At 30.8% G+C, this 22,286-nt stretch carries 23 protein-coding genes and 1 tRNA gene; 6 read left to right on the top strand and 18 right to left on the bottom strand.

Features of this window, described 5'->3' with window-relative positions; all coding sequences use genetic code 11:
• Position 1: 1 nt before the first annotated feature.
• The 8 genes from L1S33_RS05855 to L1S33_RS05890 all read right to left on the bottom strand — a co-directional run bounded on the left by L1S33_RS05855 (position 2) and on the right by L1S33_RS05890 (position 7,234).
• Positions 2–1,306: a TolC family protein gene (locus tag L1S33_RS05855; RefSeq protein WP_240561609.1), complete on the bottom strand. Its 1,305-nt coding sequence runs from the start codon at positions 1,304–1,306 to the stop codon at positions 2–4.
• A gap of 104 nt (positions 1,307–1,410) precedes the next feature.
• Positions 1,411–1,719 (bottom strand): hypothetical protein, encoded by a 309-nt coding sequence (locus L1S33_RS05860; RefSeq protein ID WP_240561610.1) that lies wholly within the window; start codon positions 1,717–1,719, stop codon positions 1,411–1,413.
• Positions 1,720–1,730: 11 nt separating this feature from the next.
• Positions 1,731–2,804 (bottom strand): cytochrome d ubiquinol oxidase subunit II, encoded by a 1,074-nt coding sequence (gene cydB, locus L1S33_RS05865; RefSeq protein WP_240561611.1) that lies wholly within the window; start codon positions 2,802–2,804, stop codon positions 1,731–1,733.
• 3 nt (positions 2,805–2,807) lie between these two features.
• Positions 2,808–4,139: a cytochrome ubiquinol oxidase subunit I gene (locus L1S33_RS05870; RefSeq protein ID WP_240561612.1), complete on the bottom strand. Its 1,332-nt coding sequence runs from the start codon at positions 4,137–4,139 to the stop codon at positions 2,808–2,810.
• A gap of 69 nt (positions 4,140–4,208) precedes the next feature.
• Complete coding sequence (locus L1S33_RS05875; protein ID WP_240561643.1) at positions 4,209–4,790, bottom strand: methyltransferase domain-containing protein; 582 nt, start codon at positions 4,788–4,790, stop codon at positions 4,209–4,211.
• A 4-nt stretch (positions 4,791–4,794) separates the two neighbouring features.
• A complete protein-coding gene (locus tag L1S33_RS05880; RefSeq protein ID WP_240561613.1) occupies positions 4,795–5,427 on the bottom strand; it encodes a Crp/Fnr family transcriptional regulator in 633 nt (210 codons plus the stop codon).
• Positions 5,428–5,439: 12 nt separating this feature from the next.
• A complete protein-coding gene (gene rpe / locus L1S33_RS05885; RefSeq protein WP_240552948.1) occupies positions 5,440–6,096 on the bottom strand; it encodes a ribulose-phosphate 3-epimerase in 657 nt (218 codons plus the stop codon).
• Positions 6,097–6,370: 274 nt separating this feature from the next.
• Positions 6,371–7,234, bottom strand: a complete 864-nt coding sequence (locus tag L1S33_RS05890; RefSeq protein WP_072555650.1) for a sigma-70 family RNA polymerase sigma factor — start codon at positions 7,232–7,234, stop codon at positions 6,371–6,373.
• Positions 7,235–7,439: 205 nt separating this feature from the next.
• Between L1S33_RS05890 and L1S33_RS05895 the strand changes: the two genes are divergently transcribed.
• From L1S33_RS05895 to L1S33_RS05905, 3 genes are read left to right on the top strand one after another with little or no spacing between them, the layout of a single operon-like run.
• A complete protein-coding gene (locus L1S33_RS05895; protein ID WP_240552947.1) occupies positions 7,440–8,012 on the top strand; it encodes an RNA polymerase sigma factor in 573 nt (190 codons plus the stop codon).
• A gap of 2 nt (positions 8,013–8,014) precedes the next feature.
• Complete coding sequence (locus L1S33_RS05900) at positions 8,015–8,200, top strand: hypothetical protein (RefSeq protein WP_240561614.1); 186 nt, start codon at positions 8,015–8,017, stop codon at positions 8,198–8,200.
• A gap of 33 nt (positions 8,201–8,233) precedes the next feature.
• Complete coding sequence (locus tag L1S33_RS05905) at positions 8,234–9,052, top strand: mechanosensitive ion channel family protein (protein ID WP_240561615.1); 819 nt, start codon at positions 8,234–8,236, stop codon at positions 9,050–9,052.
• A 282-nt stretch (positions 9,053–9,334) separates the two neighbouring features.
• On the opposite strand, the gene porT is transcribed toward L1S33_RS05905, so the two are convergent.
• From porT to L1S33_RS05930, 5 genes are all read right to left on the bottom strand, one after another.
• Positions 9,335–10,042: a type IX secretion/gliding motility protein PorT/SprT gene (gene porT, locus L1S33_RS05910; RefSeq protein ID WP_240561616.1), complete on the bottom strand. Its 708-nt coding sequence runs from the start codon at positions 10,040–10,042 to the stop codon at positions 9,335–9,337.
• 3 nt (positions 10,043–10,045) lie between these two features.
• On the bottom strand, positions 10,046–10,774 hold the full coding sequence (gene ubiE, locus L1S33_RS05915; RefSeq protein ID WP_240561617.1) for a bifunctional demethylmenaquinone methyltransferase/2-methoxy-6-polyprenyl-1,4-benzoquinol methylase UbiE: 729 nt from the start codon (positions 10,772–10,774) through the stop codon (positions 10,046–10,048).
• Entirely contained in the window at positions 10,767–11,666 is a 900-nt protein-coding gene (locus tag L1S33_RS05920) for a NifU family protein (protein WP_240561618.1), read from the bottom strand. Before L1S33_RS05920 ends, ubiE begins: the two co-directional genes overlap by 8 nt.
• Positions 11,667–11,807: 141 nt before the next feature.
• The gene (locus L1S33_RS05925) at positions 11,808–13,148 is read right to left on the bottom strand and encodes an OmpP1/FadL family transporter (protein ID WP_240561619.1); all 1,341 of its coding nucleotides are present in this window, start codon (positions 13,146–13,148) and stop codon (positions 11,808–11,810) included.
• 51 nt (positions 13,149–13,199) lie between these two features.
• Entirely contained in the window at positions 13,200–14,318 is a 1,119-nt protein-coding gene (locus L1S33_RS05930) for a hypothetical protein (RefSeq protein ID WP_240561620.1), read from the bottom strand.
• Between the two features lie 184 nt (positions 14,319–14,502).
• On the opposite strand from L1S33_RS05930, the gene proS reads away from it, so the two are divergent.
• From proS to rpsT, 3 genes are all read left to right on the top strand, one after another.
• A complete protein-coding gene (gene proS, locus L1S33_RS05935) occupies positions 14,503–15,981 on the top strand; it encodes a proline--tRNA ligase (protein ID WP_240552939.1) in 1,479 nt (492 codons plus the stop codon).
• 96 nt (positions 15,982–16,077) lie between these two features.
• Positions 16,078–16,149 (top strand) — tRNA-Glu (locus L1S33_RS05940).
• Positions 16,150–16,185: 36 nt separating this feature from the next.
• Positions 16,186–16,437 (top strand): 30S ribosomal protein S20, encoded by a 252-nt coding sequence (rpsT, locus tag L1S33_RS05945; protein WP_240552938.1) that lies wholly within the window; start codon positions 16,186–16,188, stop codon positions 16,435–16,437.
• A 285-nt stretch (positions 16,438–16,722) separates the two neighbouring features.
• On the opposite strand, the gene rodA is transcribed toward rpsT, so the two are convergent.
• Genes rodA through L1S33_RS05970 form a run of 5 tightly spaced genes read right to left on the bottom strand, consistent with a single transcriptional unit; the run spans position 16,723 to position 22,229 of the window.
• Positions 16,723–18,000 carry a rod shape-determining protein RodA gene (gene rodA, locus L1S33_RS05950; RefSeq protein ID WP_240561621.1) on the bottom strand — a complete coding sequence of 426 codons (1,278 nt, stop codon included), beginning with the start codon at positions 17,998–18,000 and terminating at the stop codon, positions 16,723–16,725.
• A complete protein-coding gene (gene mrdA, locus L1S33_RS05955; protein ID WP_240561622.1) occupies positions 17,981–19,867 on the bottom strand; it encodes a penicillin-binding protein 2 in 1,887 nt (628 codons plus the stop codon). Before mrdA ends, rodA begins: the two co-directional genes overlap by 20 nt.
• On the bottom strand, positions 19,868–20,374 hold the full coding sequence (gene mreD, locus L1S33_RS05960) for a rod shape-determining protein MreD (RefSeq protein WP_240552936.1): 507 nt from the start codon (positions 20,372–20,374) through the stop codon (positions 19,868–19,870). It abuts the gene before it with no gap.
• Complete coding sequence (gene mreC / locus L1S33_RS05965) at positions 20,367–21,188, bottom strand: rod shape-determining protein MreC (protein WP_240552935.1); 822 nt, start codon at positions 21,186–21,188, stop codon at positions 20,367–20,369. Before mreC ends, mreD begins: the two co-directional genes overlap by 8 nt.
• A gap of 12 nt (positions 21,189–21,200) precedes the next feature.
• Positions 21,201–22,229 carry a rod shape-determining protein gene (locus tag L1S33_RS05970; RefSeq protein WP_240552934.1) on the bottom strand — a complete coding sequence of 343 codons (1,029 nt, stop codon included), beginning with the start codon at positions 22,227–22,229 and terminating at the stop codon, positions 21,201–21,203.
• Positions 22,230–22,286: the final 57 nt, after the last annotated feature.

Consider the following 22,286-nt stretch of genomic DNA (forward strand, 5'->3'; position numbering starts at 1 on the left):
ATTATTCTTTAGTTAAAAATTGTAAGTATGCTTGTGAGTAATTGTATTCAAAAATGGTTTGATAATATTCTAATTGCTTTTGCGCATATTTTGTTTCAGATATTAACAAATCTGAAGTTTTTTCTAAACCTTCTTTAAATCTGTTAGTTCTAATTCTTAAAGATTCTTCCGATTGTTCTAATGCCAAAGTGGTTAATTTCAATTTGTTTTCAGCATCTAAAAAAGCACGTTTAGCTTTATTTAATTCTAAATTACTTTGAGATACATATTGTTGGTATTCAAGTTTTGATTTTTCAAATTCAGCTTTACTTTTTTGCGCTTTCCCAAAACGTTTAGATCCTTGAAAAATATCCCAACTTAATTGAGCTCCAATTAAATATCCATTAGCACTTCCTTGAAATATTTTGTTATCATACATTTCATAACTTCCAAAAGCATTTAATCTTGGTAAAAATGCCATTTTATCAGCTTTGTTCATCGCTTCATAAGCACTTGAAGCTAATTGCATCGCTTTAATATCTGAACGATTTTCAGACACCATTTTATCTTCAATATTAAAAGTAGAAACCGTTAATTTATCTGTTGGTTTGTAAACCACATAAGTTTTATCATTCATTAAAAATGATAAATAATTGGATGCGTTTTGCACATTGCTTTTTGCAGTTTGTAATTGATTTTGAACTTCAGTAACACGTACTTCCACATTTAAAACATCTGCACGTTGTAAATAGCCTTGTTTAAAACTATTGTCTGCTAATTTTTTGTTTTCATTTGCTGCTTTTAATGCTTTTTCTAAAACGTCTACTGCTTTATATGTTAATTGTAATTGCATGTATGCCTTTTCCACTTCAAACACTAAATAATCTTGCGTACGCTCTGTTTTTAAAGACATGGCTTCCATTGTAGACTTGGCAGCTTTACGTTGGTACAAACCATCTAAATTAATTAATGGTTGCTGAATTTCAATCTTAGTGGCAAAGTTTTGAGTTGTAGCTGGATCATTTAACAATGCAGGATTAAAATCGTTTTGTGTTAAAACTTCTTGATTCAATTTAGAACCAAAAGCCATTAAAGGGTTTGTTGTTGAAATTCCTGTATGACTTGCTGTAATGTTCGGTAAAAACACAGCATTTGTTTGTTTGTAATCTGCTTTTGCTACATTAAACTCTTGTTCAGAAATTTTAATGCTTGTATTTTTTTCAGAAACTTGTTTTAAAACTGCCTTTTTAGAAATTGGTTTTACCTCTTGTGCTTGTAAAAACATTGTTCCTAAAAACAGAAAAAGTATAAATAGTGGATTTTTCATGTATCATTCAATTATCTGATACAAAAGTAAGTTGAGAATAAATATTGGTTTGTAACCTATGTTACAAGAAAAGAGAATTGTATTTAATTACATGAAAAAACTGGTTAGTTAACCCCTTTTTTATTCATTTTTAAATATATCTTTTTAAGAAGAATAAGTCCTAACATTCCTCCTAAAAATGACAAAATACAGTTTAACATAAATAACCACTTATGAAATATTCCGTTTTGCATTATAGATTGTGGGTCAAAACCTAATCTACCAAAAGCCTTTATTATAAATATACACCCAAAAACTCCTGCAATAGTATTTCCAATAATACCAAATGAGTATTTTTTTATAAGAAAACCAATACAAATTGCGCCAACTATTCCTATAAAAATACTAATTAAAGAAATTAATGTTTCTGTCATTACAGTGTTATTTAATGTCCGTAATCCATATCGTCAACCTTACCGCCTAATAATCTTTTTTGAATAATAGCGTAAATTACAAGCAGTATAAGACCAATAATTCCCCAGATAAAAGCAACTGACAAACCATAGTTTGATGTTGAGGTATTGTAAATAGTTAAAGACTCATGTGTGTTGTTTATTGAAGGTAATATTATAGGAAATATAGAGGCTAAAGATGATGTTATTCCGCCTAAAATTAACATAGTTGATAATAAAAATGCCACACGATCTTTCTTAATTTTTTTGATGAAAAACAACCCTATTAATCCAGTTAAATAAATAAGAGGAAATATTAATAAATAAGGTTTATCTGCAAAATTATTTAATGAATTAGGATTCACAATTTGCCACATAAATAAAGAGAAAAGAGTAAGAATAGTCAAGGCAATATTCAATTTAAAAATAACTCCTTTTAGTTTTAGATTAATGGAAGAATTAGTTTTAAGAATTACCCAATTTGCACCATGAATAGTTAAGGTAACAACAGCTATTAAGCCAATTGTAATTGTAAACCAATCTATAACTCCAGGATGTTCTGTTAATGGACTAAAGCTACTATTCCATAATGGCAAGAAAAAATAATGACCTTCATAAGCAGAAACACCGTTTTCTACACCGCCTAAATTTACACCTCTTATAATGTTTCCTAAAGCAATACCAAAAAATAACGCTAATAATAAGCTTGAAACCCCAAAAGAAGTATCCCAAATATCTTTCCACATTTGGTAATTAAGTTGACCTCTAAATTCTAATCCGATTGCTCTAAAAATAATTAACCATAAAACTATTATTAAAGGCAAATAAAAACCACTAAAAACCGAAGCATAAAATGTTGGAAAAGCCATAAAAAGCATTCCGCCAGCAGCAACTAGCCAAACCTCATTAGAATCCCAAAATAATCCGGCAGATTTTGCAATTACTTGCTTGTCTTTTTCTTTTTTCGCGAAAAATAAATGGACGATTCCTGTTCCAAAATCATATCCATCTAAAATAAAAAATACTGCTAATACAAATGCTATAATTATATACCAAAATATTTCCATAGTCTAATGTTTTTGAAGTTTTGGACCTTCGTTAATTGTTTTACCTACTAATACTAAAAATAGGAAACCTAAAAGCATATATAAAGCAACAAAACCAAGTAGTGTGAATAATGTGTTACCAGAGGAAACTGTAGGCGAAACTCCGTCGCTTGTTTTTAATAATCCATAAACCAAATAAGGTTGTCTGCCTAATTCTGCTGTATACCAACCAGTAATATTAGCAATGTAAGGAAAAGGAACTAAAAACATAATAAACCAAAGTAGTGGTTTAAAAGTGTATAATTTTTTTCTCCATAAAAGGAAAAGTGCCAAAAGCATTACACCTATAAATATAGTGCCTAAACCAACCATTATGTGATAAGAATAATACAATGCAGGTATATTATCTGGCAATTCTTCTTCTTTAAACTGATCCATTCCTGGTATTTGCTGATTCCAATCTTGGTGGGTTAAGAAACTTAATATATTAGGAACTGCAATTTTATTGTCTAATTTTTTTTCTACCATATTAGGTTGCCCTACTAAAACAATTTCGGCACCAGCTTCTTCAGTTTCAAAAATTCCTTCCATAGCAGCAAAAGTTGCTGGTTGGTATTTTGCTACATTTTTAGCATTCCAATCTCCCGTAGGAAAAGCCACTAAAAGACTAGAAATTAAACCGAAAATTACACCCGTTTTTAAAAATAATTTCCCGTATTCTACTTGCTTTTTTCTAATGACATAAAAAGCACCAATACTTGCAACTACAAAAGAAGATGTTACAACAGAAGCCATTTGATTGTGTAAGAAAGCAGGTAATAACCAAGGATTTGAGAATAATGCTGAAAAGTTTTCTAACACAAATTTTCCGTTTTCTAAAATTTCATAACCAACAGGATGTTGCATCCAAGCATTGGTTGCTAAAATAAACCAGCCACTTGCCCAAGAACCTAAAAAGACTAAAAAACCTGTTAAAAAATGGAGTTTTTGTCCCATTAATTTTTCACCAAAAATAAAAAGCGCTAAAAAAGATGATTCTAAAAAGAAAGAAAACATGCCTTCCATGGCTAAAGTCTGACCAATAATTCCGCCTGTTAATTCAGAAAACTTTGCCCAATTGGTACCAAATTGAAATTCCATAGGAATTCCTGTTACAACACCCATTGTAAAATTAACTGCAAAAATCTTCATGAAAAATTTAGCGGCATTGTTGTACTTTTCAATATTGCTTCTTAAATATTTCCATTTAAAATAAACAATAATTAGTGACAAGCCCATTGTCAATTGTGGAAATATATAGTGAAATGTGATAGTAAATGCAAATTGCAATCTATCGTAAAAGATCATGTCTTCCATATAGTATTTTTATCGACTATAAAAATACGAAGTAAATAACAGTTATATGTAACCTTTATTACTTATAAATTATTTTTTCTGAAGCATAACAAACAACTCTTTTCCTTGTCTATTGTGATACGAGTTGTAACAAGGTTCCATATTATGAATTAAAAAATAAGGTTCGAAATATGAAAGATATTCTTTTTTATTTCCACCAAAAGGAGGATGATCTTCGTTAAGTTTAGCATCAAATAATAAACCTACTAATTTTCCTTTCGACTTTAAAACGGAATGTATTTTAGAAGCATATTTTGGTCTTAAATTAGGGTTTATAGCACAGAAAAAAGTTTGTTCTATAATTAAATCGAAACGTTCTTCTATATCAAAAAAATTAGCATGTAATAATTGCGAATCTGGAAATTCAGGAATTCTGGTTTTTATGTTTTCTAATGCAATTATTGATAAGTCTACTACAAAAACATTTTTAAAACCGTTTTTAAAAAGATACTCTGCTTCATAAGAATTTCCACCCCCAGGAATTAAAATTTTTAATTCTTTGTTTTCTAATTGATCAAAATAGGCTTTTATAGGCGGAGAAACTGCGCCTAAATCCCAACCTGTTTTATTGTCTTTATATTTGTTATTCCAAAAGTCTTCATTAAGTTTTATCATTTTACAACTCTAAAACTTTAATATTATTTCTAAAAAGTTGAATTTTACCTTCGTTTTCTAATTTTTTTAAAAGCCTAGAAACTACAACTCTAGATGTGTGTAGGTCTTCAGAAATTTGTTTGTGTGTAGTAGATAATTCATCATTATTATTTACCATTGCTTTGTCTTTTAGATATTTAAAAAGACGTTTATCCATATTTAAAAAAGCTATGGTATCAATTGCTTCTACAAATTCTTGTAATCTATTATGGTAGCTTTGTAAAATAAACTCTTGCCAGCTTTTATAAGTGCTTAGCCAGTCAGTCATTTTTTGCTTTGGAATCATTAATAAAGACACATCTGTTTCTGCAATAGCTTTAATTTTACTTTTGGTTTGGCCCATACAACAAGATAGCGTCATAGCACAAGTATCTCCTTTTTCTAAGTAATAAAGCACTAGTTCGTTGCCTTGTTCATCTTCTCTTAATATTTTAATGGCGCCATTTAATAATAGAGGAATAGAGGTAATATAGCTTTCGTAATCTATAATTGTACTGTGTGCTTTGTACTCTTTTAGAACAGCAATTTTGCTTATTTCTTCTAATAAAGCATCTTCAAATAAATATCCGTAATATGTTTTTAAATCCTCTGTCAATGTAAGATTGTTTTAGTTTACTAATGCTTTTAAATCTGCAATTGTCTCTGTTGGATCTTCGCTTTTAAATACAAAGCTCCCAGCAACTAAAACATTTGCACCAGCTTCTACAAGTTGGTTGGCGTTTTTATCTGTTACACCACCATCTATTTCTATTTGACAATTAGATTCTGAAAATTCAATTAAGTGTTTTAATTGACTTACTTTTTTATAGGTGTTTTCTATAAATGATTGTCCTCCAAAACCTGGATTTACACTCATAATACACACTAAGTCTAAATCTGCAATAATATCTTCTAAAACAGCAATTGGTGTGTGCGGGTTTAAGGCAACTCCAGCTTTCATTCCTGCAGCTTTTATTGCTTGAACTGTTCTGTGTAAATGTGTACAGGCTTCATAATGTACCGTTAAAATGTTAGCACCTAAATCTGCAAAAGTTTGTATGTATTGATCTGGATTTACAATCATTAAATGCACGTCAATAGTTTTGGTTGCGTGTTTAGAAATTGCTTTTAAAACGGGCATTCCAAAAGAAATATTTGGCACAAAAACTCCGTCCATTATATCGATATGAAACCAATCGGCATCAGAATTGTTTACCATTTCGATGTCTCTTTGTAAGTTGGCAAAATCTGCCGCTAAAATTGAAGGTGCAATTAAATTACTCATTTGTTTGTGGTTGTGTTGTTATTTTATGTTGCAAAGATAATTAATTAGTATAGCAAGAATGTAAGGGAAGTAATAAAATTAATAAATATGCTTAGCCCTGATTGAAGCGGCATCCTTTTTTACTGTCAGTTTGAGTGAATTTTGAAGAATGAAAAATTTGTGTCGAGAACAAAACAGAAGTAAAAAAGATATAGCGGAAAGCAGGAAATAGCTTCAAATAAAAAACTCCCAAAAATTAATTTGAGAGTTTTTAAAGTTTTATTTTGAATGATGATTACCCAAGGTAAGTCATTAAAATTCTACTACGAGAAGTGTGTTTTAATCTTCTAATTGCTTTTTCTTTAATTTGACGAACACGCTCACGAGTTAAATCGAATGTTTCACCGATTTCTTCTAATGTCATCGGTTGGTGTTCTCCTAAACCAAAGTATAATTTTACTACGTCTGCTTCACGCGGAGTTAATGTCTCTAAAGCTCTGTTAATCTCAATACGTAAAGATTCATGTAATAAAGATTTGTCTGGATTTGGAGATTCTCCCGAGTTTAATACATCGTATAAGTTAGAGTCTTCTCCTTCAATTAATGGTGCATCCATAGATACGTGACGTCCAGAATTCTTCATAGATTCTTTTACGTCATTAACTGTCATGTCTAATTTCTTAGCAATTTCTTCTGGACTTGGTGGTCTTTCGTTTTCTTGCTCTAAGAAAGCGTACATTTTGTTAATTTTATTGATTGAACCAATTTTATTTAACGGTAAACGTACAATACGAGATTGTTCTGCTAAGGCTTGTAAGATAGATTGACGAATCCACCAAACTGCGTACGATATAAACTTAAATCCACGAGTTTCATCAAAACGTTTTGCTGCTTTAATTAAACCTAAGTTACCTTCATTAATTAAATCTGGTAATGTTAATCCTTGGTTTTGATATTGTTTTGCAACAGAAACCACAAAACGTAAATTCGCTTTTGTTAGTTTTTCTAATGCTCTTTGATCACCAGCTTTAATTCTTTGTGCTAATTCTACTTCTTCATCGGCAGTAATTAAATCTACCTTTCCTATCTCTTGTAAATATTTATCTAAAGACGCGGTTTCTCTATTAGTAACCTGCTTGGTAATCTTAAGTTGTCTCATATTCTTTTGTCTAAATTTTATTAATTATTGCATAGCCTGCATTTACTTATACGTAAGATGTTAAGTGAATGTTACAAAAAAAAATATTTTTTTTAAAATTTTACCTTTTTGGTTAAAGAAATGTTAATTTTGATTTTTAAATGAACAAAATAAGTGACATGTATCTTATTTAAGTGTCTAAACTTGAAACCAACTATACTAACAATTGAAAACGACTAATGCTGCTTCATTAAGTGATGAAGATCTTGTCAAAGAAATAGTAGAAACAAATAATACTCATTTGTTTGCTGTTTTATATGATAGGTATTCTAGCGTAGTATATAATAAATGTTACGGCTTTTCTAAAAGTAAAGAAGAGGCGCAAGATTTAACACATGATGTGTTTATTAGGTTGTTTGTAAAACTACGTTCATTTAAAGGGAAATCTAAGTTTTCTACTTGGTTGTATTCTTTTACATATAATTTCTGTGTAAATTATGTACAAAGAAACACCAACAAGAAAAATGAAAAAGTTACTGTTGTAACTGATGTTATTAAAGATGAAGATATAAATGAGAACGAGATTGATGACGCCACATTATTTGAGTTAAAATCAGATAAGTTAGCGAAGGCTATGGCGTTAATTGAACCACAGGACAAAATGATTTTATTGATGAAGTATCAAGATGATATGAGTATTCAAGAAATTCAGGAGTCTTTAGATTTGGGCTCGAGTGCAGTAAAAATGCGTATTAAAAGAGCTAAGGAACGCGTAGTTAAAAAGTATGAAGAATTGTAAGTATGGAAAATCCGTTTAAAAAAATACTACATAACGAAGAAGTGCCGCAGATACTTAAAGAAAAAGTGTTGAATGATATTGGCATGATAAAACTTACCATAGATTTAGCCGATTTATTTGTGGTTAAATATCCAAGTACTATTGGAGATTTATTAACTGGAGGTAGTTCAGAAAAAAAAGATAACTAAACAATTTATTATAACTAACTAAATTATAAAATTATGTCAGACTTTAAAGATGGAATTCTACAGCCATTTCAAGCAATTTTTCAAGATATTCTAGCAGCGCTACCAACTGTATTTAAATTTATTGGTTTTGTGCTTTTTGCATGGCTTTTTATCAAAATATTCATTTTTGTTATAAGAAAAATTCTAGCAAAAACTAACATTGATAAATGGTCAGAGAAGTTAAGTGAGACCGAAATTTTTGGAGATACAACTATTAATGTAATGTTAACCAATGTAATTTTAGGAGTACTAAAATGGTTTCTTATTTTAATATTTGTAATGGCTGGAGCTGGTATATTTGGTATGGATTCTGTTTCTAATGGAATTAGTAGCTTCTTTGCCTATTTACCTAGATTACTAACAGCTTTAGCAATTTTTGTAGCTGGTGCTTATTTAGGTACAATTGTAAAAAAAGCTATAACTTCTATGTTTAAATCGTTAGAAATTTCTGGAGGAAACTTAGTAGGTAATATTGCTTTTTATTTAATTGTAATATTTTTATCAATTACGGCTTTGGATCAAGCAGGTATAGATACCTCAGTTATTAAAAGTAATTTAACGTTAATAATAGGTTCTATTTTAGCGGCATTTACAATTGCTTTTGGATTAGGCTCTAGAGGTGCTGTTGAACGTTTATTGTTTGGTTATTACTCGCGTAAGAACTTGGGTATTGGGCAAAAAATAAAAACGAATGGTATAGAAGGTGTTATAATAAGTATTGATAATATTTGTATGATATTGTCAACTGCTGAAGGTAAGGTTGTTATACCAATTAAAGATATAGTAGACAGTAAGGTTGAGATATTAAACTAAAAGAAATTATTTTTTATTGTGACTTTATCGAATATAGTCGTGTCTTAATGGGTAAAGAAATAAGATAGGGCAAAAGTTTTGGGGGAAACTCCTATCTTTTAGAAAGGCTGCTTATGCAGCCTTTCTTGTTTTATTTTGTGACTTTCTTGTTTTTGTTGGGTCTAACTGAATAGCTAAGAATAAGAAGAGGTTGGGAATTTGAAAGTGAAAATTGATGTTTTCAGGGTTTTTTCTAATACTTTAGAAAATTAAAAAGGTTGCCAATTGGCAACCTTTTTTTTATTATTCAAAAGCAAAGTGTAAAAATACGCCTCGCGTTCCCATATAGTTTATTGGGTCTGTCCACTGACTTGGACTTGCATCATCGTATTTTAGCTCATCTGTAATTGCAAAAACGCCACGAATTGATGGTGAAAATTTAAAGTATTGTAAATAAATATCGATTCCAATACCAACTTCATACATAAAGTTACTAGATTTCATTCTAAACTCACCGCTAGTATTGTCGTCTTGTTGATCTTCATTACTAGAGAAATTATGGTCAAAAGATAAGCCGCCTAAAATATAAGGTCTTACATTATCTAATCTATCCGTACTAAACTTTAAGATTAAAGGCATGTGTAAAAATGTTGAGCCTACATCTTCTCGTATTCTTTGAGCGTCTGAACCTACAACATGATTAAAAGTTATGGTTTTTGTATTGGTCATTAAGCCTGGCTCAAAACGCAGATTAATGTTTTTATGAAGTCTATAGTCAGCTATTAAACCAACATTAAAACCAATTGAAGGTTCAACAACAATGTTTGGATTGTTAGTGGAAGAGTTAGGTCTGTAGTCTAATTTAAAATCGTTTCTGTTTAGGCCTAAATAAAATCCGTAATGAAAACGAGGCTTATCAAAACTAGGTAAGTTCTCTATTCTGTCCTTTTGAGCAAAAGCACTGCTTATTATTAAAAGTAAAAAACCTAAAATTATAAATTGTTTCTTCATGGGTTATTTTGTGGCTGTATAAATTGATGCAACTCCAAAAGTTACTGGTATATCTTTCGTATTACTAAACCCGTTTTTTTCTAAAATATTGTTGAAAGCTTTTCCGAAAGGAAAATGATTTGCACTTTCAGATAAATAAGAATAAGCTACTTTGTCTTTAGAGAATAATTTTCCGATAACAGGTAAAACTATATTAGTGTATAATTTGTAACCTTGTTTAAATGGAAATTTAGTTGGATTAGAGGTTTCTAAAACTACAAATTTACCATTAGGTTTTAAAACTCTATTTATTTCAGTTAAACCTTTATCTAAGTTTTCGAAGTTTCTTACACCAAAAGAAACAGTTATTGCATCAAATGTATTGTCATCAAAAGGCATGTTTTCACTGTCTCCAACAATCATTTCTATTTTGTTAGAAAGGTTTGCTTTAGCAATTTTTTGTTTTCCAACTTCTAGCATTCCTGCAGAAATATCTAAACCAACTATACGATCTGGATTTAATTCAGCCATCATCATGGCTAAGTCTCCAGTACCAGTTGCAATATCTAAAATTTGTTTTGGATTATTTTCTCCAACCAATTTTACTACTTTTTTACGCCAGCTAACATCTATTCCTAATGATATTATACGGTTTAATCCGTCGTAATTTTCAGAAATGTTATCAAACATTTTAGCAACTTGCTCTTTTTTTCCTAAGTCAGAATCTTTGTACGGTTTTACTATTTTACCCATTTATTGCAACTACTTCGTTAATTTTATTTGGTAACATTTCTTTTAACATTGTTTCAATTCCATTTTTTAAAGTAATGGTAGAAGATGGGCAACCGCTACAAGCTCCTTGTAAAATTACACTTACACGTTTGCTTTCTTCATCATAAGATTGAAATGCAATGTTTCCGCCATCTGAAGCAACGGCAGGTTTAATGTATTCATCTAAAATATCAACAATCTTGGCTGATGTTTCAGATAAATTTTCTTTAGAAACGGTAATTTCTTTTTTTGATGCTGCTTGCTTTGGAAGTTCTTTTAAAATGGTTTTACCTTCTTGTAAATATTCTCTAATAAAAGTTCTTACTTGTCCGTAAACTTCATTCCATTCCACCATATCATATTTAGAAATAGAAACATAATTGTCAGAAATAAAAACTTCTTTAACAAACGGAAAAACAAATAATGCTTGGGCTAGAGGAGAAGACTTACTTGCTTCATCAATATTCTTAAACTCAACATCTGTTTGTGTAAGTGCCTTGTTGGTTCCAAATTTCATTACTGAAGGGTTTGGGGTAACTTCAGCATACACTTCAATAGCTTCTTTTTTGTTTGTTCTTTCTTCTTTTATTACTGTGTTGCCTTCTTGTAAATAGGCTTCAACTTGTTCGCGAACTTCTTCTTGTACATCACTCCATTCTACAATATCAAAACGTTGAATTGCTATAAAGTTAGCGGTAACAAATATCTTCTTAACAAATGGTAAATAGAATAATTGTTGTGCTAAAGGTGAGTTTTTTGCCTCATCTATATTGGTAAACTCGTAACTTCCACCATTTATTAAAATTGAATTACTTACAAATTTAATAATAGCATTGTTGTTGGTTTCTTGTATTGTTATTTTAATGTCTTTCATGTTAAAGGAAAACTGATAATCAGTTAAATTTATTTATATGCATTATTAATGCAAAAGGAGTTGCAAAATTACGGTAAAAAACTGACTTTTAGTAATAAAAAAATCCCGCAATAGCGGGATTTTTTTATCTTTTTATTCTTTCTACAAATTAAAAGTTAAGGTACCTGTAATTCTTGTGTTGTTTGTATTTAATTCTATTGGGCTAATTGTTGCGCTATTGTAGATTGAATATGGTGCGTTTACACCAGAATTTCTATAAGCTAAATCAAATTTAAATTTACCAAAATTGTAACCTAAACCAGCAGAATAACCGCTTAAATTATCTTCGTCTAAAGCATCTTTAATTGGGCTTTGTTCGTAATGATAACCAGCTCTTAGGCTCATTCTGTCAAAACGCCATTCTGTACCAATGTTAACAGCATGAGTTGCTTTGTAATATGTTTTGTAATCTTGATTAGTGTTATTAAATCCGTTGCTAGTGAATTTAGTGTTAGAGTAATCTTTGTAAGTATAATCCAAACTGATTAATCCTTGCTTGTCAAAAATTATAGCACTACTTGCAGTTAATTTACCAGGTGTTCTAAAGCTGTATGCAACTAGTTCTTGAATTGTTTCAGAGTAGTTTGGTATTCCATTACTTTCTGCTGAATACTCTTCATAGTAATCTTCAAAAGTTTCATTGTACCAAGTTGGTGTTTCGTAAGCTAGACCAATTCTAAAATTTTGATGTAGCTTGTATATAAAACCAGCACTTAAAGAAAAACCATTACTTTCTATGTAGGTGTTTTGGTCTAATAAAATGGTTAAATCGTTACCGTTAGTATCTTGGTTTATCTCATCTAAATAAGTGGTTTGGCCAAATCTTAAATCGTGAATATTTACAGCTGCTCCAATAAATAACTTATTTTCATGTGCTGCAGAAACTCCCATTGTAAATACAGTAGATTCGCCGTTTAAGTAGTTTTCAAAACGTTGTTCTTGTGCGTTGTTAAATTCTGTTTGAGGATTCGTGTTGTCATTAGGATGGATATTATAATATGCTTCTCCGCTATTTCCGTCTACACCAAAATAACTTTCAAAATTATTTTTCAATCTATAATTAAAAGATAGTGCAAAATTACTCCATCCAGAGTTTGAGTTTGTGTCAAAAACAAGTATTCCACCAGCTTGTGATATATTAAAATAGTCTTCTTCTGTATTAAATGTAGTGCCGTAATAACTTGCATTTACATCGTTATTTTTATTCCCTAATGTTACGGAAAACATACTATTGTTTGCAACTGCTGCGCCTGCTGGATTTATTCCTGTAGAAGAAACATCTCCTCCTAATGCTCCAAAAGCACCACTCATAGCGTTAAATCTGGAGGTTCCGTAATTGTTGTCTTGTCCAAATAAAATACCTAAATCATTATAATCTAAAGATTGAGAATAGGACGTGAAAGCTGTAGCGACAATTGCCGCGAATGTTAAAAATCTTTTCATTTTTTTGCTAATTCGTTTTACTTAACTTTATAAAGATTGGTTAAGAATATATTATTTTCTGCTACTACTTCTAGAAGATGAGCTTCTACTTCCTGAGCTTCTAGATGATGAACTTCTGCTGCTGGTACTTCTAGAAGAAGAACTTCTTGATGAAGAAGATCTACTTGGAGTATAGCTTCTAGAAGAACGAGTAGATTTAGAATTTTGAGAGTATCTCTTTGTGCTTCTTGTTGGAGTTGTACTTCTTACGTTTCTAGTAGATTTTGTATTTCTAGTGTTTTTTACGCCTCCGGTTCTGTTTGTACGTGTGTTTCTTACTCGTTTAGAAGGTTTAATATTTCTTGTATTTCGTGTACTTCTTGTAGAACGTATTTTTCCGTTACTATTATATTTTCTTATGGTTCTTTTAGACCTTGTAGAATTAACAGTTCTTCCGTTTCTAGTAGAACGAATGGTTCTAGTTGGTGTATTTACTCTTCTGTTGTTAGTGTATCCTCTTCTAGTATTAGAAGCTACACTATATCTTCCTCTGTAAGAATTTGCTCCTCTACGAGTGTTTCTGTAGTAATTCCCATATCTGAATGGGGAATAATAAGGATTTCCGTAGTAAGCAAATCCACCACCATAAAATCCAGTATTCCAATAACCTCCATAATGATAAGGATGCCATGAATTATATCCCCATCTATTCCAACGATTCCATCTATTCCAGCGGTTCCATCCATATCCATAACCGTAGAAAGGTGAGTCCCAATAAGAGTTGTAACCAAAACCGGTATTAATATTTATAACAACATCCGCGTTGTCATAACCCCAAGGTTCATTATAAGTTATTCTAGATTGAGAATCATCTTCGTAAATTTTTTCTTCATACTCCTCATCTTCATTGCCATAAGATTTATAGCTGTCAATATCTGTTATAATATCAGAACCGTTTAGTTCATCTAAACGTTGTAATTCTTTTGTAAAATAGTTGTCGTTATATTCTCTATATTCTTTTTGATCTGCAAGAATAACTCTTCTCCCTTCGGTTTCAGAATTACTATCAGCGTAGATACCATCTTCGCTATTAGTTACAGTTTGCGCAGTTCCGCAAGAAATTAAAGTAGTTAGCATTAAAAATGATAACATATAAAGTGGAAGCTTGGTGTTGGCGTAATGTAACTTCATGTTTTCTAGTATTTAAGGTTTTTTCTTTTGTTCTTTTTAAATTCATAATTTACAAAATTAAAACTAACTGTTAGGCAACTTACCTTTTTTAGTGTAGTTTTGTGTCGATTTTAATAAAAATCACAATTTTGCAAACACAAATTACATTTATTTAGGTAGCAAGTTTTGTGCCAAACTTCTGATTATGAGTAAAAAATTGACAAAGCGTTCCGAAGATTATTCGAAATGGTATAATGAACTAGTTGTAAAAGCTGATTTAGCTGAAAATTCTGCAGTACGCGGTTGTATGGTAATTAAACCATATGGTTATGCTATTTGGGAGAACATGCAGGCAGAATTAGATAGAATGTTTAAAGAAACAGGACACGTAAATGCATATTTCCCTCTTTTTGTTCCTAAAAGTTTATTTGAAGCTGAGGAAAAAAATGCAGAAGGTTTTGCAAAAGAATGTGCAGTTGTAACTCATTATCGTTTACAAAACGACCCAGAAAATGAAGGGAAACTACGTGTAGATCCTGAAGCTAAACTAGAAGAAGAGTTAGTAGTAAGACCAACATCAGAAGCAATTATATGGAATACCTTTAAAGGATGGGTGCAATCTCATAGAGATTTACCATTACTAATAAATCAATGGGCAAATGTTGTTCGTTGGGAAATGCGTACGCGTTTATTTTTAAGAACTGCAGAGTTTTTATGGCAAGAAGGACATACTGCACATACAACAAAAGAAGAAGCTGTTTCAGAATCTAAGCAAATGCAAGAAGTATATGCAACCTTTGCAGAAAACTTTATGGCAATGCCAGTTGTAAAAGGAGCAAAGTCAGAAAGCGAGCGTTTTGCAGGAGCAGATGAAACGTACACAATTGAGGCTTTAATGCAAGATGGTAAAGCTTTACAGGCAGGAACATCTCACTTTTTAGGGCAAAATTTTGCCAAAGCATTTGACGTTAAATATACTTCTAAAGAAGGAAAGCAAGAATACGTTTGGGCAACTTCTTGGGGAGTTTCTACACGTTTAATTGGTGGTTTAATAATGACGCATTCAGATGATTTAGGGTTAGTTTTACCTCCAAAATTAGCACCAATACAAGTAGCTATTGTTCCTATATATAAAGGAGAAGAGCAATTAGCGGCTATTTCTGAGAAAGTTAATGTTTTTACTAAAGAGTTAAAAGCTAAAGGAATCTCAGTAAAATTTGATGATAGAGATACTTATAGACCAGGAGCAAAGTTTGCTGAATACGAATTAAAAGGAGTTCCTGTAAGAATTGCAATAGGAAATAGAGATTTAGAAAATAATACTGTTGAGGTAGCTCGTAGAGATACCTTAGAAAAACAAACCGTTTCTCAAGATGAAGTTGTAGATTTTGTTGCAGCACTTTTAGAAGAAATTCAAGAGAATTTATTTAAGAAGGCACTTTCGTATAGAGATGAGCATACAACAGAAGTAACAACTTTTGATGAGTTTAAAGAAGCATTAGAAACTAAAGGAGGTTTTGTTTTAGCACATTGGGATGGTACAATAGAGACAGAAGATAAGATAAAAGAACTTACAAAAGCTACAATAAGGTGTATACCTAATGATGCAAAAGAAGAGTCTGGAAGCTGTGTTTACTCAGGAAAACCGTCTTCAAAAAGAGTTTTATTTGCTAAAGCATATTAAGAATTAAATTTTTTTTTAATTTTTTTAAAAAAATTATTGCAAATGTTGAAAAACGTTGTATATTTGCACCCGCAATCGATAAGATTGATTGCTACTGGTCCGTTCGTCTAGGGGTTAGGACGCATGGTTTTCATCCATGTAACACGGGTTCGATTCCCGTACGGACTACAAAGTTTTATATAAACTAAATAAGAAAAAAGTAAGATGGCAAATCACAAGTCAGCATTAAAGAGAATTAGAAGTAACGAAGCTAAGAGATTACGTAACAAATATCAGCATAAAACTACACGTAATGCTGTAAGAGATTTACGCGCATCTTCAGATAAGAAAGAAGCTGAAGGTATGTTAACTAAAGTTATTTCTATGTTAGACAAATTAGCAAAGAACAACATTATTCATAAGAATAAAGCAGCAAACTTAAAGTCTAAATTGACTAAGCAAGTAGCAACTTTATAAGAAATAATTAAGAATTTATTCTTATTTAAAAACGCTCTGATTTTTCAGAGCGTTTTTTTGCTTTATATTTAAGTGTAGTCTAAAGTATAAGAAGCTATTTCCTGCTTTTCGCTATATCTTTTTATGCTGTCATTGGCTAAGTTTACTTTTTGTAAACTGTGGCAATCTAATAATTTAAAAACAGATTACTTCGTTCCTCGCAATGTCACCTAATCTAGTTAAGTATAAAAAGGATGTCGCTTCAATCTGGGCTAAACAAGTTAATAAAGTGTAGATTGTAATATGCTACCAATCGTATTTTTTATGAGCATCCAGTCTTATAAATATAAAAAGTAATACTGTAAATCCCCATAAAGAAGAACCTCCATAACTAAAAAAAGGCAGCGGGATACCAACCGTAGGAAATAAACCTATTACCATACCAACATTAACTAAAAGGTGAAAAAATATAATAGAAGCTACACCGTAACCGTAAATTCGTCCAAATTTATTTGTTGTAGTTTCGGATAAGTAGATAACTCGATACAGTAAAACAACAAAAAGAATAATTACAAGACTGCTTCCTAAAAAGCCCCATTCTTCTCCAACTGTACTGAAAATATAATCTGTATGCTGTTCTGGAACAAAATTTCCTTGAGTTCTATCTCCCTGTAAATATCCTTTCCCTAAAAAACCACCAGAACTAATTGTTAATTCCGCTTGGTGAGAGTTGTAGCCAATTCTTTTGATATCTACTTTTTTTCCTAAGAGAACATCAAATCGATCTCTATGGTGTTGTTTAAATACATTGTTAAATATAAATCCAAATGCAATAATAAACAAACCAACAGCAGTGTATAAGCCAACTATTTTAGGCCAATTGAAACGTAAAAAGCGTTTATTTCTATAAATAGCATAAATAGTGTAACAGGTTATTAATAGAAAAGAGATTATTAAAACCCAGAAGGCACCAAAGTATATTGTTAGTAAAAATAAAAGCACTGTAATTGCTCCAAAAATAATATAATTTAATGTTAGACCTTCTCTGTTAAAAACAAAAAAGAAAGCCAAATAGATAAGTACAGAGCCCATGTCTGGTTGTAATGCAATTAAAAAAGCAGGAATAAAGATTACTATAAATGCTTTTATTTGGTTTTTTATAAGCTTTAGGTTGTAATTTCTATCACTTAGTAACTTTGCTACTGCTAAAGCAGTAAATGCTTTTGCAAACTCGGAAGGTTGTAAACCAATATTGCCAAAGTTGTACCAGGAAGTAGCTCCATTAATGTTTTTTCCGAAAAGAAACAAACCTGCGAGTAATACTAAGGAGAATATATATAGAACACTAGAGAAGCGCTCGTAAAACTTAGAGTTTAGAAATAAGATTAAAATAATTAGAGGAATAGATAGAATAATAAAAATTAGTTGTTTTCCATATTTTGTTGAAAAATCTAAAAAATCATTGTTTTCTGGAGTTGTAGAAGCGGCATAAATGTTCATCCACCCAAAAATAACTAGTGTAGCGTATAAGGCAACAAGTATCCAATCTATGCCTAAAAATATGTTATTTCGTTCCTGACGCAAGAGAATCTGGTTTTTGAATTTGTTTATTGTATATTTTTTGCAAACTAGTATTAATCATTTTTGATTCTCTATGTTTTGTTGCATTAGAGATTTCACCATTTAAATACTTTTCAATCATTAAACTTGTAATTGGTGCAGCAATTGTAGAACCATAACCACCATTTTCTACAAATATTGCTAATGCAATTTGAGGATTTTCTCTCGGTGCAAATGCCATAAATATAGAATGATCATCTAACTGATTTTTTTTTCCTTCAACTCTTATAAAATTTTCTACAGTACCTGTTTTTCCACAGATTTCTATTCCTTTTACTTGGCTATATTTACCAGTTCCGGTTTTAAAAACTTCATACATTGCTTCTACAACTGGGGTAAAGTGTTGAGAATCTATAGTTGTTTTTTTAGGTATAGTGTAATTCGTGTTATCTATATTTTGTCCATCAATCTTTTTTACAATATGTGGTGTGTAAAAGTAGCCTCTATTTGCAATTGCTGCTGTTACATTTGCTAATTGAATAGGTGTTGTTTCCACTTCACCTTGACCAATTGCGTTTGAAATAGTTGTTGTTGCTCCCCATCTAAAATCATAATTATCACTATAATACTTGCCGTCTGGAATCCTTCCTTTCTGTCCTGAAGGTAAATCATATCCTAAAAAATCACCTAAGCCAAAGCTTTTAGCATGGTTTGCCCAAGCATCCATTCCTTTAGACGAGGTTTCATATTTGTCAATAATTTTTCTATAGGTAGTTGCAAAATAGGTGTTACAAGATTTTGCAATAGCTGTTTTAAGTTTAATTGGTCGTCCAGTAATGCCACAATGACAACCCATAAAAGCATTCTTTCTTCGACCGTATCGATATCCATGATGACAATAGACAGAGAAATTTTCGTCAACTACATTTTCTTGTAATCCAATTAATCCATTGATCATTTTAAAGGGAGATCCTGGAGCATAACTTGCTTGCAGTCCGCGGTCAATCATGGGGTTGTTAATAGAGTCGTTAAACAGTATGCTAGATTGTTTTTTACGTTTTCTACCAACCATTAAATTGGGGTCGTAGCTTGGTGCGGTAATTAATGCTAGTATTTCTCCGCTTGAGGGTTCAATAGCAACTATTCCACCTCGTTTACCAGTCATTAACAATTCACCATATTTTTGTAAATCACTATCTATGGTTAGTGTTAAATCCTTACCTGCTAAAGCTGTTGTGTCGTATAGTCCATTTTTAAAAGAACCGATAATTTTATTAAGATTATTCCTCTTTAAGTGTTTTTTACCTTTTATTCCTCGCAATATTTTTTCATATTGTTTTTCAACTCCCCAAGAACCAATTAACTCCCCTTGTTCATAATCATCACTATTTCTGGCAGTGTATTCGTTAACTTCACTAATATATCCAACAACGTTAGCTGCTGATTTTTCCGGGTAATTTCTAATTATCCTTTTTTGAATATAAAAACCTTTGTATTTATGTAGTTTTTCTTGAAGAAAAGCAAAGTCTTCTTTAGAAAGTTGTTTTAAAAATACTGATGGTAGCCAGCGCGCATATTTTTCAGCTTTTGCAAAACGTTTTTTAAAGTCCTCTTTATCAATTTTTAAAAAAGAACAAAACTCTAAAGTATCTAAAGGTTCTACATCTTTTGGGGTTACCATTACGTCGTAAGAAAGTTGGTTGGCAACTATTAGTTTCCCGTTTCGGTCAAAAACATGTCCTCTTTCTGGGTAGTCATAAACAATTTTTACTGCAGAGTTTTTAGTAGGATTATAGTTTGATCCATTTATAATTTGTAATTGAAAAAGTCTTCCAATAAAAATAATACTAATAACTAGTATTAAGAAAATCAATAAATAACTTCTTTTCATTTATTGTTGTTTTGGGCTAAAAATATAGTTTCCTAAAAAGAATAGTATAAGTGTAAAAACACTTGATAGAAGTGTGTTTAAAATTACATGCGTAAAGTTTTGAAAGCTAAAGTTAATTAAAGTAAACAATATAAAATGATGAAGTATTGTTAAAATTGTTATGTAGTTAAAAACATTTCCAAAAGATTCTAATCTTAAGTTAAATAGTTGATAATCTTGTGTATTCTTTTTGAAAATAGAATGTATTAAATAAATTCTAAAATAGGCGATAAGTACTATTGAAAAAGCGTGTACACCTCCGGAATTTGAGAAAAAATCTACAAACAAACCTAATAAAAAGCTTAAAATTAAAAAAGGGAATCTATTTTCGCGAAGTGGATATAAAAAAACAAAAGCTATATATAGATATGGGTTTACATATCCTAAATAAAGAATGTTGTTTAAGATAAATACTTGTAAAAAAAGCAAGAAAATAAACAATAAAGAGATGTAAATTGTTTTATTCATTACTTAAGTTTTGGAGTTCTTTTTTGTGTAAGTTTTTTACCACATAAACTTGATTTAAATTACTCATGTCGTTAAATAACTTAACATCTAGTGTATTTGAGGCAGTATGTTTTTCAGGAATATTAATAATTGTTCCAATAAGTATTCCTTCAGGAAAAATGGTAGACATTCCTCCGGTTATAATTGTATCACCAATTTTAGAAACAGCTTGTCTTGGTATATCTTTTAATTGCACAGTATTGTAATCTTTTCCGTCCCATTCTAACGTTCCAAAATAGTTGCTATTTTTAAAACGTGCATTAATTTTACTGTGTCTATTTAATAAAGATTGAATTCTTGAGTGCCCATTACCAACATTTTCTGTAATTCCAATTATTCCTTTTCCATTGATAACAGCCATTTCGGTTGTAATTCCGTGCTTTGTTCCTCGATTAATGGTTAAAAAATTGTTTGCCTTGTGATATTGATTTGCTGTTATTTTAGCATTTATATTGGTGAAATGTTGATTGTATTTTGTTGAATCTATAATAGTTGTTTCTAAAATACTGTCTGAAGAAACCTGTAACTGCTCAAGTAAGTTTTTTAATCTAATATTCTCTTCAACCAAAACTTGGTTTTGAGTTTCAAGGTTAAAGTAGTCTGAAATTTCTGACGATGTGTCTAAAAGCCCTCCAGTAATTCCATTTGTAGAACTTACAAATTTACTTTTATGAAAGCTGTTATTGTTAATAATTAAAGCAAAAGCTATAAATTCTAACAGCAAAAAAAATAAAAAATATTTATATTTCTGAAAGAAATAAATAAGCTGTTGCATGAATTATATTTTTTACTTAATCAAAACGTTCTTGTATTTTTCTAAATCTTTAAGTGCCATTCCAGTACCTCTAACAACGGCGCGTAAAGGATCTTCTGCTACATAAACAGGTAAGTCTGTTTTTCTAGAAAGACGTTTATCTAAACCTCTTAACATAGATCCACCACCAGCTAAATATATTCCAGTATTGTAAATATCTGCGGCTAATTCTGGTGGAGTTTTAGATAGTGTTTCCATTACAGCGTCTTCAATACGTAAGATAGATTTATCTAAAGCTTTTGCTATTTCTCTATAAGAAACCTGTACTTGTTTAGGCTTTCCGCTCAATAAATCTCTACCTTGAACTAACATGTCATCTGGAGGAGTTTCTAAATCTTCAGTAGCTGCTCCAATTGTTATTTTAATTTTTTCAGCAGTTGTTTCACCAACGTGTAAGTTGTGTTGTGTACGCATGTAATACATAATATCACTCGTAAATAAATCTCCTGCTACTTTTACTGATTGATCGCAAACGATACCAGCAAGTGCAATTACTGCAATTTCTGTTGTTCCTCCACCTATGTCAATAATCATGTTACCTTTTGGTTCCATAATATCAACACCAACACCAATAGCTGCAGCCATTGGTTCGTAAATTAAGTAGATTTCTTTAGCGTTCATATGTCGAGCAGAATCTATTACTGCACGTTTTTCAACTTCTGTAATTCCTGAAGGAATACAAATAACCATACGTAATGAAGGTGGAAAAAGCTTCTTTTTTATTGCTGGAATTTGTTTAACAAATTCCTTAATCATTTCTTCAGAAGCTTGAAAATCTGCAATTACACCATCTTTTAATGGTCTAATTGTTTTAATATTTTCATGGGTTTTTCCTTGCATTAAATTGGCTTCTTTTCCAATTGCAATAATTTTTCCAGTAGCTCTATTTCTTGCTACTATTGAAGGACTGTCTATAACTACTTTTCCGTTGTGGATAATTAGTGTATTTGCAGTTCCTAAATCAATAGCAATGTCTTCTGTCATAAAATCGAAAAAACCCATAAAATATCTTTGTTTCTTTTATTATTGTAATCTCACAAATTTACAAAAAAAATGTGT

It is taken from the genome of Tenacibaculum aquimarinum (assembly GCF_022478115.1).
Classification (GTDB): Bacteria; Bacteroidota; Bacteroidia; order Flavobacteriales; family Flavobacteriaceae; genus Polaribacter; species Polaribacter aquimarinum_A.